Origin of the sequence: Pseudomonas sp. IT-P258, assembly GCF_949767825.1 — a bacterium.
GTDB classification, from domain to species: Bacteria; Pseudomonadota; Gammaproteobacteria; order Pseudomonadales; family Pseudomonadaceae; genus Aquipseudomonas; species Aquipseudomonas monachiensis.
Genome location: NZ_CATKPU010000054.1, coordinates 22,247 through 37,082, shown reverse-complemented (window position 1 = coordinate 37,082; position 14,836 = coordinate 22,247). Strand labels below are relative to the sequence as shown.

Genomic DNA, 14,836 nt, shown 5'->3' with positions numbered 1-14,836 from the left:
ATTTATGGCCGATCCAGCCGACAACAAGCCGCCGACCTTCTGGCAAATGCTGCACAGCGTCATGGCGGCGGCATTCGGGGTGCAGAGCGGGAAGAACCGGGCCCGAGATTTCACTCACGGCAAGCCGAGTCATTTCGTGATTCTGGGGATAATGTTCACGGCGGTGTTTGCATTGACGCTGTTTGGCATCGTCAAGCTGGTGCTGCTTCTGGCCGGGGTTTGATCAGACTCAGTGCATCAGGGTTTGCAGGGTGAACGGGTAACGCCAGGACGCGGGACGTCCCTTGGCCGAGAGTTTGTGGAAATCCACGCCGAAGTCCTGCGCGGTGTCCATCGCCAGCAACCGCCTGGCCTGCGTCCGATCGATCAGCTGCAACAACGGAATCTGCCGGTCACGGCCGCCGTACTGGCTGATGTCCACACCTTCATCGTAGTCATGCAATTGCACCAGCGCCCAGCCACCGAGGGTGAAGTGCCCGCCCAGCAAGACACTCAGGCGATGGTCCAGCAGCGCTTGCAACGCGGCGGGTGAATTGTTTATCGCGCCGAACAGCACGCCCTTGCCCGGCACACCTCCCGCTTCGACATACGCCTGCATCACACCGAACACCATTTCGTCATTTGCAGCCCAGACCAGCGACGTCTGCGGGTAGCGCTTGAACAGCAACCGGGCCTGCTCGCAGGCACGTTGCCGGGTCCAGCCGCCGTACACCAATTGCCGCAAACGCACTTCGGGGTGCTCGGCCAAGGCACGCCGCATGCCCTTCTCGCGAAATTGCGCGGACGGGGTGATCTTCAATCCGGAAAAAGCCAGCAACTCAATGGTCTGGCCGGGGGCTACCGGGCCGTGCTGTCGGATCAACTCCTTGAGCATCAGGTAGCCGCCCTCCTCGTCGTTGGGCACCAGGCTGCCGAGCAAATCGGGATACTTGTCAGGCCGGGCTTCGACCAGCTTCATCTGATCCGGGGTCAGGGCATTGTTGACCATGAACAGCTTTACCCCACTGCCCTTGGCCAGCCGCAGGATTTCGGGGGCGATGTATTGCTCGTTGACGAACACCAGGTAGTCGGGACGGTGGTGGCCCTGAAGGGCTTCGCGAGCCTGGCGGAGAGTGTTTTCGGAGACACGGTCGGAATACTGGATGCGCAAGTCCATCCCCAGGTCAGTCGCCGCGGCGTGCATGAACTGCGAATAACTCACCCAAAAAGCCTCGGTGGGGGTTCCCGGATTCAGGAACAGCACTGACGCCGCCTGGGCACAAGGTCCCAAGACCATGCCCAGCGTCAGTAATACGCCACACAGAAACTTCAGCATTGGTCGTCCGAGCCCCCGGAAATTCGCCGCGCATTATAGCCAGCGAACCTCCGTAAAACGCCGATTTTTCCGGTTTTTGTCAGACAATCGTCGGAACCGGGCCCGGACGGTGTCGCTTATTGATGACTGACCCAGAATACCGCCGTCCCCACGACCAGAATGATCAGGAACAAAATTGCCCATGCATCAACGGTGCTATCGCTTTTCCGTGCTTTGGTTGGGTTGCTCATTGCATCGCCTCTTGTCGGTTTTATCGGTGATTGCATAAAGACTCGAGCAGAGTAAAGACGACGATTGCCCGCATCACAAACAGGGTCTTTGCATCAACGTTTATCATTAGGCGATTTGGTTCTTTACATATGCTCAAACATCACTTTTACGCATAACTGCAAACTGGTATCGTGCCCCGGCTCCGTAGGGAGTGCGCGGCCGTGCGCGCAGAATTGCCGAGGTTTTATCGGACGCCAGCAAGCCAAAAAAACGCCGCTGTTTCCGACCGGCCCAAGCCTGAGAACAGGACTTATATGTACGTATACGACGAATACGATCAGCGGATCATCGAGGACCGCGTCAAGCAGTTCCGTGATCAGACCCGACGCTATCTGGCAGGCGAGCTGAGCGAAGAAGAATTCCGCCCCCTGCGCCTGCAAAATGGCCTTTATATCCAGCGTTTCGCGCCTATGTTGCGAGTCGCCGTGCCATACGGCCAGCTGACTTCGCGCCAGATGCGAATGATGGCCAAAATTGCCCGTGACTACGACAAGGGCTACGCCCACATCAGTACCCGGCAGAACGTGCAGTTCAACTGGCCGGCCGTGGAAGACATTCCGGACATTCTCGCTGAACTGGCCACCGTGCAGATGCACGCGATCCAGACCAGCGGCAACTGTCTGCGCAACGTCACCACCGACCAGTTTGCCGGTGTCGCCGCCGACGAACTGATCGATCCGCGCCCATGGTGCGAGATCGTGCGCCAGTGGACCACGTTCCACCCGGAATTCGCCTATCTGCCGCGTAAATTCAAGATCGCCGTCAACGGTTCGACTTCCGACCGTGCCGCCATCGAAGTCCATGACATCGGCCTTGAGCCGGTGCACAACGCCGCTGGCGAACTGGGCTTCCGTGTGCTGGTCGGCGGTGGCCTGGGCCGTACGCCGGTGGTGGGCGCATTCATCAATGAATTCCTGCCGTGGCAAGATCTGTTGAGCTACCTCGACGCCATCCTGCGGGTCTACAACCGCTATGGCCGTCGCGACAACAAGTACAAGGCGCGGATCAAGATCCTGGTCAAGGCGCTGACGCCTGAAGTCTTCGCACAGAAAGTCGATGCGGAAATGGAGCACCTGCGCGGTGGCCAGACCACGCTGACCGAAGCCGAAGTGCAGCGCGTCGCCAAGCACTTCGTCGACCCGGACTACAAGGCACTGGACAACCAGAGCGCCGCCCTGGCCGAACTCGACCAGCAGCACCCGGGCTTCGCCCGCTGGCGCGTGCGCAACACCCTGGCCCACAAGAAGCCGGGCTATGTGGCCGTGACCTTGTCCCTGAAACCGACCGGCGTTGCGCCGGGCGACATCACCGACAAACAGCTCGACGCCGTGGCCGACCTGGCCGACCGCTACAGCTTCGGCCAACTGCGAACCTCCCACGAGCAGAACATCATCCTGGCCGACGTCGAGCAGGACAAGCTGTTCGCCATGTGGGGCGAGTTGCGCGAGCAAGGCTTCGCCACGCCGAACATCGGCCTGCTGACCGACATCATCTGCTGCCCGGGCGGCGATTTCTGCTCCCTGGCCAACGCCAAGTCGATCCCGATCGCCGAATCGATCCAGCGTCGTTTCGACGATCTGGACTATCTGTTCGACATCGGCGAACTGGATCTGAACATCTCCGGCTGCATGAACGCCTGTGGTCACCACCACGTCGGCCACATCGGCATTCTGGGGGTGGACAAGAAAGGCGAAGAGTTCTATCAGGTTTCCCTCGGCGGCAGCGCCAGCCGTGACGCCAGCCTGGGCAAGATCCTCGGCCCGTCCTTTGCCCAGGAAGCCATGCCTGACGTGATCGAAAAGCTGATCGACGTGTACATCGAACAACGTACCGAAGACGAACGCTTCATCGACACCTATCAGCGTATTGGTATCGACCTCTTCAAGGAGCGTGTCTATGCAGCGAATCATTAAGAACAACGAGGTCGTCGACGAGACCTGGCACCTGCTGCCCAAGGACTTCAACATCGACGAAATCACCAACTGCGACGACTACATCGTTCCGTTGCAGCTGTGGCGCGAACACAGCCGCATGCTCCTGGCCCGCGACGGCGGCCTGGGCATCTGGCTGGACGCCGATGAAGAAGCCGAGGAAATCGGCGAAGACGTGGCTCAGTTCCAGGTCATTGCCCTGAACTTCCCGGCATTCACCGACGGCCGCAACTACTCCAATGCCCGCCTGCTGCGTGACCGTTACGGTTTCAAGGGCGAATTGCGGGCCATTGGCGACGTGCTGCGTGACCAGTTGTTCTACATGCATCGCTGTGGTTTCGACGCGTTCGCCATTCGCGCCGACAAAGACCCGCACGAAGCCCTTGAAGGCCTCAAGGACTTCTCGGTGTCCTATCAGGCCGCTACCGACGAACCGCTACCGCTGTTCCGTCGTCGCTGACCGTCACGCCTTGAACCCCGGCCCGGGGTTCAAGGCGTTTCACCTTCCCGGCTAAAACGGTGGATAGTCGACCAGCGGCATAGGCCGCCCCATGGCGACCCAATCGCGGTACAGCCGGACTCGATCCTCCAGCACCACGAACAACCGGAACGGATTCTGCGCATCGCCCATCCGCGTTTCGACACACTGCCGCAACCAACCCCACAATTCTTCTGACGCATCCGTCTCCTGCAGCAAACGCCACACCCGCGCCTGCAGCGACCGATAGCCGACCTGGAAATCCGCGGTCAAACTCAATCCATCCATGACCCGGAGCAACGTACTGCCCGATGGCTTGACGGCCAATCGTTGCCAGATCTGTTGCCGGGCTTCGCGCACGCCTTCATCACCCTCCTGCAACCAGGGCGTCGCACTGCCGTAATCGGCACCCGGCTCACTCAGCCACAGGTTGATACCGGTGCGTTCGCGATGATCCACCAGGCGCAACAACGTCTCTTCATCCGTCAGCGGATTGCCCCACAGTTTCACCCGGTCCCGGGAGATCGCCTGAATCATTATTGCGTAGGGAACCCGACTGATCCGGTTGCCTCGCAAGTCGAGCGCGGTGAGATACGGCTGATCGGCGACGCCAATCGGGCAATGACTGATCCCGGTGTTTCTCAGGTTCAACACACGCAACTCATTCAGCCCCAATACCACGGGCGGGACAGTCAACGGGTTGTCACTCAGGTCCAGCGTTTGCAAGCTCGGCAGATCACGAAACTGCGAAGCCGTGTTCTCCTGAAGCTGAAGAAAGGTGGAACTCAGGTTGAGCGTTGTGAGTCGAGTCATTTGCCGAACCGGTGCAGGCAATATCCCCTCCAGCACATTGCCTGCATTAAGCCGGCGCAGATCGACTCGTTTCAGGTTCAGGGTGTGCAGATTGGGGAAGCTTTCGAGAAAAGCGCTCAGACTCTCGCGTTCGACAAGGTGCAAGCCCTCCATCGTTAGCTCGACGACGTCATTGAAGCGAACGTTCATTGTCGGCAAGCGATGGAAGTCCTCGTACCCCAGGTCCAGCCTGTAGCCGCTGCACACCTCGCCGGACATGACTCGATTGATCCCGGGCGGGCATTTTTGCCAAATGCTCATCAACTCCTCGCCCAGTTCATTTCGCACCTCACGCTCGGAATCGATCACGGTTTGCAGCAGTTCGGCATTGTGCGCCGCCACCTGCCGGGGATTCATGCTCGCGGCGGCGTCATCGCCCACAGCCAGAAAATCCACATCCATGTCATCGACATCCAGCACGGTCTGGTCGACCCAGTCGCGCAGATCGGCATGCAACTGCCGCACCTCGAGCGTCAGGCGATCCACCAACGCTTGCGCCCGGGCACCTGCCGTCAGAAGCAACTCGTCCACCTGGGCATCGGTGAACTCCGGATACAGATCCTTGACCTGCATGCGCATGATTTCGTGAGCCAGCGCAGCGCCCTGTGGCGTGTTTGGAAAGCCGCCGCCGCGCAACCCCCTGGCGTCGAAGGGCAACCGCGAATCCATTCGATTCAAGCCGAGTATCAGCTCGGAACGAGACAAGGCGTGCCCGCCAATGCGCAGGCGCAACTGGCTGGCCGCGTCGGGCGCGTTTAGCGCCATCGCCGCGCGTTCCTCCCCGGACAATAGTTCGACCAGCGCCGCAAACAGATCCGTACCTTCACCGTCGGCTGCGTCCACCGTGGCACACCGATAGCGATCACCGGCCTTGATCAAGCGCCGGCAATCCGCCGAATCGAGCGGGCCGCAACGGTCCAGGACCCGGCCACTGATCGACCCGTCGAGCACTTCGATGCGCAATCCTTCCGGCCAACCGGGCAGGCGTTCCAGGGAGTGCAACGCCAGGACATCGGAATCGGGGTGGCTGACCGAACGCAAGTACAACCCCTCATAGGCCCGGTTGAGTCGTACATGCTGCTGATACTCGCGTGCCTTGCTGTCCAGGCGCTTGAACAGTTGCAGCACCTCGTCAGCATCGACGGGCCGATTGATGTCGACCCCTGAACGGTCGAGGATCTGCTCCACCGCACTTTTCGGCAAACCCTTGTATTCGCGCTGAAACAGGCGAATCCAATCCTGGTCCGAGTGCTGGAGCGCCTGATAGCGGGCGTTGAACAATCCGGCCCGCGCTTGCGGATCGGCGACGGCTTCAAGTTCCTGATCGAGCTTGAAGCGAGTGATGGTGTCGGCAAGCGTCGGCGTCAGCGGGCGACCGGTCTGCATCAGGCGCAACATATCGTCGTCGACCGTGCTGATCCGGGCGATCCGTGCCAATACCTCATCACTGAAGGCAGCAAGCGGTGCGCAAACGCCACGCATCAGTTCCACACGTGTCGGCACGGGCACCTCAGACGTACCGGGCACGGGCTCGTCCGGCGCTGCGGGAAGTGGCTCGCTCCCCGGCTCCCCCGACTCGTGCAACGTCCCGGCGATTTTCTCTTCGCCCTTGAGTGCTGCCACCGCCCCGGCCAGCGGGAGCGCATTGAGCAGGCCGAACACTGTACGCGTCACCCCCTCGGAGCGCTGCCCGGGTGTTTTACCGTTGATGGCCTGATCGAGGCCGTAACCGGCGTCGATCAGGCCCGCCAGCACCAGGACGCCCTCTCCTCCCGGAATGAACAATGCCAAAGGTCCCAGCCGGTTGATCCACTGCACAAGCGGCTCCACCACCGCGCTCAGGTTGTCGCGATTGACCTGGGCATCGTTGCGAATGGTTTTGACACTGGCCATGGAAGCCAGCTTCATCGTCAGCACCAGTTGTGCGAACGGATCGGTACCGGTCGGCGCACGCTCAAGGTCGATGTAGTCCTGCGGGTCCCAGAAACCGTCATTGTTGAAGAATCCGGCGTTCTTTGTCAGCCAGTGCTCCTTCGGGTAAACCGCCATGCCCTCCAACGCCGTCGATACGCCCGCATGGAAAGTGCCGTCTTCACGATCGTCCTCGGCAAAATGCGCGACCAGCGCTTGCCGTGTGGTGGCAACCCGGCCTTGGGCCACGATCCATTGGCGCAGATGCGCCAAGTCGGCGAATTCATGCAGGGGTGAGGAGTTGCCGGGAATGTTCAACAAGACCCGACCGCTGCGACGATGGCGGTAACACCAGATATCGTCCGATGTGTAGCGATAGATCGTCAGCCGACCGACTTCGATCGGCGCGCTGATGCGGGTGGGCGCCTGCACCTGATCGATAGTCAACGTACTCCAGGCCTGCTCCGCTGGCAAACCGGCGGCCTGCATGGCCAAGGCCAGGCCCTCCTGACTCAAGCTGCCCTCCTGATGTTGCAGGCAGGCGCTCATGATAAAGGCGGCCCTGGTCGAGGTTCTCAGGTCGAAAGGCGCCGCCTGGAGGATTCGCTTATCGGAGGGCCAGGCACTATCAAGGTAAGCCTGATAGCGGGTTTGCAAATCCAGATCCCATACCCACTGCTTGAACGCCGCCGGCCTCAGGGTAATTTGCGTTGCCGGCCCATACGCCTGAGGCGTGATCCGGCGATAGATGCCTTCGTAGGTGTGGTGGTTGCCATTGCCATGGTCGGCGAATTCATCGACATGCTCCACGATACGAATGGAGGGACCGACATCGGGCGGTGTGAACAAGTCCAACAGACCTTCGGCAATACGCCCGTCCGCGACGCTCTGGTAGTTCGCCAGCAGCGCCTGCACCAGGGTTTGCGAGTTTGCCACCTGGCCTTGCTCGATACCGTCCTGCGGCGGATGCCCCCGGTAGCGATAATCCAGGGTGACCAACAGGGCGCTTTGCGGGTCGATGTCTTGTCCCCACCTTTCTTGGATCAACTGCGCACCGAACTGCTCGGGAGACTGCGGCAAAGCCGCGCTCACCACAGACTCCAGTGTTTCGCGCAGCGGCAGATGTTCGGCATGAAGCGGTGTCTGATGGTCATTCATGTGCGTTCCATGGCAATAATTCTGGAGCATCAACATAACCAGCAGCCGCGCTGCCGAAAGCAGGAATGGTCGCCTGCTGCCTACAGAGATTTCGCCGGGCCGTGGAGGACATCGGGCAGACATTCGCAGGCAAAAAAGCGGGACCCAACTCAAACGAACTGACCGGCCAGACAACCAGCGTCGCAATATTGCTTTGAAAATCCTGGTAATACATTCCGCGCAAAGTTGTTTATTTTTCGCGATAGAGTATGAAAACTCAACTACCGCAAAAAGGATTTTGCACGATGTATATCACCGACGAAGCTCGCAACTCCGCTTTCAAAATACTTTGGAATGAAAGAAACTTTAGTTATCTCGCCATTTTATACTGCGATGCCAGCGGTAATATTGTCTATGTCCCCATCAAGACTGACAGCACTCTCATCTATATTGAACACGAAGAATGGCCAAACATTGATCATGTTCGTTTCAAGAGTCTCGAGACTCTGCTTGATGCCCTTAAGTCAAATGGATTTAAACAGGTTCCAGGTAAAATGGACAGTATCGAACTGCCATGGTCTTCATACCCTGATCTACCGACTACATTAAAAGAGCAACTCAATGAACCCGGGATGTTTATACTCGACCACATGTATAGATTCCAGTTTCAGTATGAACCTTTTGGGCCAGGACCAGTGGCGTTTCCAATACGGGTTGAATACGATAGTGTTTATCCGGTAAATGAAAGCATCGACACCATGTATAAAACTCGCTTTGCCGACATTGAATCTCTGCTCCAGGCGCTGGCCACTTATGGCGATAATTGCAGGATCCTGGATTGGTATATCAATCGCGGACTAGTCCGGATTCCAAATATAACATGGCAGCTCTGAGCACCGGATAAACACTTTCGCCCTTAAGTTTTTAGTCTCCATAAAAAAGACCTTGAACATTGCCTGCATGGCATCGTTCAAGGTCCTTTAATCGTACATGGTACCAAAGCGGACAATTGCTATTAGCCCATTGAACGCAGAATTACCAGAAGCGTTGCTGGGTCAAACGGCTCCACCAGCTCAGCAGCACGCGATCGACCGAGCCGCTGGCGGCGATGCCGATGCGCTCCTGCAGGCTTTTGCGTTCGGCGTAATGCAAGTGATAGAGCTCGGATTTGCTGGCGCGTTCGGCGAGGTATTCATCGCTGGTCTTGAGTTCGTCGACCAGTTGTTTGTCCAGCGCCGCGACACCGAGCCAGATTTCGCCAGTGGCCACTTCATCGATCGCCAGTTGCGGGCGATAGCGCGACACGAAGTTCTTGAACAGTTGATGGGTGATGTCCAGGTCCTGCTGGAACTTCTCCCGGCCCTTCTCGGTGTTTTCGCCAAACACGGTCAGGGTGCGCTTGTATTCACCGGCGGTCAGCACTTCGAAGTCGATGTCGTGCTTTTTCAGCAAGCGGTTGACGTTGGGCAACTGCGCCACCACGCCAATCGAGCCGAGGATCGCGAACGGTGCACTGATGATCTTCTGGCCGATGCACGCCATCATGTAGCCACCACTGGCCGCGACCTTGTCGATGCACACGGTCAAGGGCACGCCGGCCTCACGGATACGCGCCAGTTGCGAGGAGGCCAGGCCGTAGCTGTGAACCATGCCACCGCCGCTTTCCAGGCGCAGCACCACTTCGTCCTTCGGTGTGGCCAGGGTCAGCAAGGCAGTGATTTCGTGGCGCAGGCTTTCGGTGGCCGAAGCCTTGATATCGCCATTGAAATCCAGCACGAACACCCGGGGCTTGGCCTCGGGCTTTTTCTTCTGTTTCTTGTCGGTTTTAGCCTGGGTCTTGCGCAGGGCCTTGAGCTGGTCCTTGTCGAGCAAGGTCTGCTCCAGGCGCTCGCGCAGCCCTTTGTAGAAGTCATTGAGCTTGCTGACCTGCAGCTGGCCCGACGACTTGCGCCGCCCCTTGCTGCGCAAGGCCGCGAAACTGGCCAGGACCACCAGAATGGCGATCACCAGGGTCACGGTCTTGGCCAGAAAAATGGCGTACTCGGAAAAAAACTCCACAGGGACTCCTCAAACGATGCGCGGCTTGAACGCGCGCGGGATACCTCCAGCATACCCATGCGCCGACCTTGCGACCAGTCGTGAAACCTCTGGCAACAGGCGTGTAACGAGCATTTCAAACAAGCGTATGTTTTTTCATTGACAGCACACCGCCATCCTCATAACCTCGCCAAACCTTCAACGTACCGGGAAGACGCGGACGTGGGCAGCATCTATTTGATTCGACATGGCCAGGCCTCCTTCGGTGCGGACGACTACGACGTGCTGTCGCCGACCGGCATTCGTCAGGCTGAAATCCTTGGCCGCCACCTGGCCGAACTGGGGATCAGCTTCGACCGCTGCCTGGCGGGCGACCTGCGCCGCCAGCAGCACACGGCCAACAGCGCGCTGGAGCAATTCACCGCGGCGGGCCTGTCGGTGCCGCTGCTGGAAACCGACTCCGCCTTCAACGAGTTCGACGCCGATGCGGTGATCCGCGCGCTGTTGCCGGCCATGCTGCCGGACGAACCCGAAGCCCTGGACATCCTGCGCAACGCTGCGCAAAACCGCGCTGAGTTCCAGCGTATCTTCGCCCTGATCATCGAGCGCTGGCTGGCCGGCACCTACGACACACCGGGCCTGGAAAGCTGGCTGGGGTTTGTCGAACGGGTGCAGGCCGGCTTGCATCGCATCCTCGACCAGGCCGACAACACCCAGAAAATCGCCGTGTTCACCTCCGGCGGCACCATCACTGCCCTGCTCCACCTGATTACGCAAATGCCTGCCCGGCAGGCCTTTGAGTTGAACTGGCAAATCGTCAACACCTCGCTCAACCAGCTTAAGTTTCGTGGTCGCGAGGTGTCCCTGGCTTCCTTCAACAGTCATGCGCACCTGCAACTGTTGAAGGCCCCGGAACTCATCACGTTTCGCTGAGTCCGGACTATTGTGACCCTGGCTGTAATCACCCAGCTCTTATTACCCAAGAAAGGATCGAACCATGACCTCCGTAGCTGATGCCGTACAAGCAATGAAAGCCAAGTTCAACCCAGCCGCTGCTGCCGGTCTGGACCTGGTCTTCGGTTTCCGCATCGACGACACCAAGAACTTCTCGCTGATCGTCAAGGACAGCACCTGCGAACTGCAGGAAGGCGAGAACCCGGACGCACAAGTTACCCTGGTGATGGACGGCGAAACCCTGCAAGGCATCGTCGACGGTTCGACTGACGGCATGCAAGCGTTCATGGGCGGCAAACTGCGCGCTGAAGGCGACATGATGCTGGCGATGAAACTGTCCGAACTGTTCCCGTCGTAAGCACCTGGCTCCCGAACTTCGGGAGTGTGCCTGCTGCAAACGAATCCCGCCCTTAGTGGCGGGATTCGTCGTTTTTGCCTGCCCGCCGCTGAACCTTGTGGCAAGGGGGCATACAATGCCTGAACTTCCCACACCGGCCACCCCATGGACATCGACCTCGCCCGCACCTTCCTCGAAATCGTCCGCCATGGCAGCCTGGCTGCCGCCGCGGAAAAACTCCATGTCACCCAGACCGCGATCACCGCGCGGGTGCAAAAACTCGAGAGCCAGTTGGGCAGCACCCTGTTCGTGCGCAACCGTGCCGGCGCCCGCCTGACGCCCAACGGCGAAGCGTTCGTGGTGTATGCCAATCAACTGGTGCAAACCTGGGAAGCCGCGCGGCGTGATTTGCCGTTGCCCGAGGGTTTTCACGATGTGCTGCACATCGGTGGCGAGGTGAGCCTGTGCAATCCGCTGATGCTCGGCTGGGCCGGTGAAATCCGCAAGAACATCCCCAGCCACGCCCTGCGCATGGAAATCCGTGACGGCGAAAACCTGCTGCGGCAACTGGAGTTGGGCGTTCTGGATGCCGCGCTGGTGTATCAGCCCGAGTATTGGCCGCGTTTGCAGGTTGAGCAGGTTCTCGAAGAAAAACTGATTCTCGTGCGCCAGGTCGACAAGCCCGATCCTTATGTGTACATCGATTGGGGCGCCGATTTCCGGCGCCAGCACGACGCCGCGCTGCCGGAAAAAGCCAAGGCCGCGCTGAGTTTCAATCTCGGCCCGCTGGGCTTGCAGTACCTTCTCGAAAACGGCGGCAGTGGCTACTTCCGCACCCGCGTCGTGCAGAGCTATCTGCAAAGCGGCGCCCTGGAACGGGTGCCCAAGGCACCGGAATTCAACTACCCGACCTATCTGGTCTACTCGCGCGATCGTGACTCGCCGACGCTGCAACGCGCCTTCGACCTGCTGCGCAAGGTCATCGATTCCGACGAAGACTGGTCGCAGCGCTGGGACCCGCTGACCTGAGACCGGTTTGCACCGGATCATGGCCGTTGTGTCATCAAGGTTCGCTCCGTCAAATCACCGGGATCGGCTAATCTGAAAGAGATAACAAAAACGACTGGTGATTGCAGTGAGGCAGACCACCGAAGGATTCCGCAGCCGTTACCGCGCCAACATTCATCCGCTCTACAATCCCTGGCTGCACGGCGTGTTTGTCCTGGTGTTCGGGGCAGTAGCGATCAGCGCTTTCTGGAGCAACGTACATCAGGTGCGGCCAACGGAATGGCTGGCGGTACCCGTCACACTACTGTTGTTCAACCTCGGCGTGTTCATGGTGCATCGCCACCTGGGGCATCATAAAAAGAGCTTCGCCCGGCTGTTTTATGTCCGTCACGCAGTCGACCACCACAGCTTTTTCACCCCCGGCCACATGACCTACGACAGCGCCCGCGACTGGCGGGTGATCCTGTTTCCGGCGTGGCTGATCGTGCTGCACACCCTCGCCTTCGCCCTGCCCCTCTGGTGGCTCCTCAAGCACATCAACACCAACGTCGCCGGATTGGTCGGCGGCCTTCTTGTCCTCGGTTACCTGGTTTACGAAGTGTTCCATGCCTGCGAGCACCTGCCGTCGCGCAACCTGGTCACACGATTGCCGTGGATCCGCCAGATGCGCCGGTTGCACGAACTGCATCACCGCCGCGAATTGATGCAGGAGCGTAATTTCAACATCGTTTTCCCGCTGATGGACTACCTGTTCGGCACCCTCTATTGGGAGCCGGAACCTGAGCCGCTCAACCCGACGAGAACGCCCATGACCCGCATGCAACATCAGATTGTCATTGCCGGAAACCCGGTCCAGGTACTTGCCTACGCCAGTACCGTGACCCTTTGGCCGCAATGGCATCCGTCGTCGCTGCGCATCGATGGGCCACAAGGTCCGTTGCACGCCGGTGCACGTTTCGAGGAAGACATCCGTGCCGGCGGGCGCGACGGACACTTGCGCTGGGAGGTAGCGGAATACCTGCCCGGGCGGCGCTGGAGCGCCGAGGCCCGGGGTGATCACGGCCTGTCGCTGGTGGTGACCTATGAATGCGATGCCACAGGCGAGGACACCCGCTTCGTCCGCACCCTGGAGTATCAGTTCAGCGGCCTGGCGATGCGCATTGCCAACCGGTTGCTGCTCAAGCGACGCATCGATGGGGAATCGGCGGCGTCGATGCTGGCATTGCGCGACATGGCGCAGAAGTATCTGGCGGCGACGGGGGTCGGCGCGTGAGCAGAACCTTCAAATGCCTGCTGCTTGCCATCATCGTCATCGGCGCCTTCCTGCTGCTGATGCCGACCAAGGTGCGACCAGTGGCCTGGACGCCACAACCTGCACCGTCTCTCACCAGCGGAATCTACGCCGACAACCAGCGGCTCAAGGACGTGGAACGCGTGGGTGCCGCCAACATCGATGGACCGGAAGCCTTGTTGCTGGAAAACGACGCGCTCATCACCGGCCTGCACGACGGTCGCCTGATCCGCACGAGCCTGGACGGCAACAACACTAAGATCCTGGCCGATACCGGTGGCCGACCGCTGGGCCTGGCCCGGCATCCCAATGGTCTGCTGGTGATCGCCGACGCCGTCAAAGGTCTGTTGTCCCTCGACGCCCAGGGACGCCTGGTGGCCTTGACCACAGAAGCCGACGGCGTTCCCTTCAGTTTTATCGACGATGTGGCCATCGACAAACCCGGTCACTATGCTTACTTCAGCGATGCTTCGAGCCACTTCGGCTATGGCCACGACGGTGAGGCCGTGATCGAACACGGCGGCGACGGTCGACTGCTGCGCTACGATTTCCAGACCGGCAAGACGGCGGTTGTGCTGGATAAGCTGGAATTTGCCAACGGCGTGACCCTGGGTCCGGACGATGCCTATGTACTGGTCAATGAAACCGGTGCCTACCGCATCAGCCGTTATTGGCTCACCGGTCCGAAAGCCGGCACCCATGACCTGTTCATCGACAATCTGCCGGGGCTGCCGGACAACCTGTCGTTCAATGGCCGCGACCGCTTCTGGGTAGCCCTGTATGCCCCCCGAAACCCCTTGCTCGACGCCACGGCACCGCATCCGTTGGTACGCAAGATGATCGTGCGAGCCATGACCGTATTGCCCAAGCCCGTGGAAAAACGCGGATTTGCCCTGGGCCTGGACCTTGAGGGCAAAGTGATCGCCAACCTGCAGGATGGCAGCAAAAACAACTACTCCCCCATCACCACGGTGCGCGAATATGGGGACTGGTTGTATTTCGGTTCGCTGAAAGCCCGGAACATGGTGCGATTGCCGTTAAGCAAGGCATTGCAATGAGCAAGCGCCCTGTCTCAACTCACCCAGGACCCATTGTGGGAGCGAGCTTGCTCGCGATGGCGGACGGGCAGTCACCAGTGGTGTTGACTGTGCTGACGTCTTCGCGAGCAAGCCCGCTCCCACATGGGACAGCGTTCAGTTCATCGGGATATTCGGGCTGGGTCATGAGGCACCTCGTTGAGAGCCGTAACATCGGTCTCTGGGCATTCGAGGTGCCATTTTTTTTGTGCCATTTCAACTGTTCAGCCACCGGTCGT

At 59.5% G+C, this 14,836-nt stretch carries 12 protein-coding genes; 9 read left to right on the top strand and 3 right to left on the bottom strand.

What is annotated here, in order from left to right:
• Positions 1-4: 4 nt before the first annotated feature.
• A complete protein-coding gene (locus ACM6G4_RS18840) occupies positions 5-223 on the top strand; it encodes a DUF2970 domain-containing protein (protein ID WP_056724401.1) in 219 nt (72 codons plus the stop codon).
• A 6-nt stretch (positions 224-229) separates the two neighbouring features.
• On the opposite strand, the gene ACM6G4_RS18835 is transcribed toward ACM6G4_RS18840, so the two are convergent.
• Positions 230-1,315: an ABC transporter substrate-binding protein gene (locus tag ACM6G4_RS18835; protein WP_056724399.1), complete on the bottom strand. Its 1,086-nt coding sequence runs from the start codon at positions 1,313-1,315 to the stop codon at positions 230-232.
• A 524-nt stretch (positions 1,316-1,839) separates the two neighbouring features.
• On the opposite strand from ACM6G4_RS18835, the gene ACM6G4_RS18830 reads away from it, so the two are divergent.
• Both ACM6G4_RS18830 and ACM6G4_RS18825 read left to right on the top strand, forming a co-directional pair.
• Complete coding sequence (locus ACM6G4_RS18830) at positions 1,840-3,498, top strand: nitrite/sulfite reductase (protein ID WP_056724397.1); 1,659 nt, start codon at positions 1,840-1,842, stop codon at positions 3,496-3,498.
• Positions 3,482-3,976, top strand: a complete 495-nt coding sequence (locus tag ACM6G4_RS18825; RefSeq protein WP_056724395.1) for a DUF934 domain-containing protein — start codon at positions 3,482-3,484, stop codon at positions 3,974-3,976. Before ACM6G4_RS18830 ends, ACM6G4_RS18825 begins: the two co-directional genes overlap by 17 nt.
• Before the next feature lie 51 nt (positions 3,977-4,027).
• On the opposite strand, the gene ACM6G4_RS18820 is transcribed toward ACM6G4_RS18825, so the two are convergent.
• On the bottom strand, positions 4,028-7,915 hold the full coding sequence (locus ACM6G4_RS18820) for a dermonecrotic toxin domain-containing protein (protein WP_414914322.1): 3,888 nt from the start codon (positions 7,913-7,915) through the stop codon (positions 4,028-4,030).
• Between the two features lie 284 nt (positions 7,916-8,199).
• Here ACM6G4_RS18820 and ACM6G4_RS18815 point away from each other — a divergent pair, with 284 nt between their 5' ends.
• Positions 8,200-8,787 (top strand): hypothetical protein, encoded by a 588-nt coding sequence (locus ACM6G4_RS18815; protein WP_414914321.1) that lies wholly within the window; start codon positions 8,200-8,202, stop codon positions 8,785-8,787.
• A gap of 142 nt (positions 8,788-8,929) precedes the next feature.
• Here the strand turns inward: ACM6G4_RS18815 and sohB are convergent, their stop codons facing one another.
• Positions 8,930-9,952 carry a protease SohB gene (gene sohB, locus ACM6G4_RS18810; RefSeq protein ID WP_056724390.1) on the bottom strand — a complete coding sequence of 341 codons (1,023 nt, stop codon included), beginning with the start codon at positions 9,950-9,952 and terminating at the stop codon, positions 8,930-8,932.
• 201 nt (positions 9,953-10,153) lie between these two features.
• Between sohB and ACM6G4_RS18805 the strand changes: the two genes are divergently transcribed.
• The 5 genes from ACM6G4_RS18805 (at position 10,154) to ACM6G4_RS18785 (ending at position 14,579) form a co-directional block, all read left to right on the top strand.
• A complete protein-coding gene (locus ACM6G4_RS18805) occupies positions 10,154-10,864 on the top strand; it encodes a histidine phosphatase family protein (RefSeq protein WP_414914320.1) in 711 nt (236 codons plus the stop codon).
• Between the two features lie 64 nt (positions 10,865-10,928).
• Positions 10,929-11,243, top strand: a complete 315-nt coding sequence (locus tag ACM6G4_RS18800; RefSeq protein WP_007946492.1) for an SCP2 sterol-binding domain-containing protein — start codon at positions 10,929-10,931, stop codon at positions 11,241-11,243.
• A gap of 144 nt (positions 11,244-11,387) precedes the next feature.
• Positions 11,388-12,251, top strand: a complete 864-nt coding sequence (locus ACM6G4_RS18795) for a LysR family transcriptional regulator (protein ID WP_056724386.1) — start codon at positions 11,388-11,390, stop codon at positions 12,249-12,251.
• A 106-nt stretch (positions 12,252-12,357) separates the two neighbouring features.
• Complete coding sequence (locus ACM6G4_RS18790) at positions 12,358-13,503, top strand: sterol desaturase/SRPBCC family protein (protein ID WP_414914319.1); 1,146 nt, start codon at positions 12,358-12,360, stop codon at positions 13,501-13,503.
• Positions 13,500-14,579 (top strand): SMP-30/gluconolactonase/LRE family protein, encoded by a 1,080-nt coding sequence (locus ACM6G4_RS18785; protein ID WP_056724384.1) that lies wholly within the window; start codon positions 13,500-13,502, stop codon positions 14,577-14,579. The genes ACM6G4_RS18790 and ACM6G4_RS18785 overlap by 4 nt, the downstream gene beginning before the upstream one ends.
• The last annotated feature ends 257 nt before the right edge of the window (positions 14,580-14,836 follow it).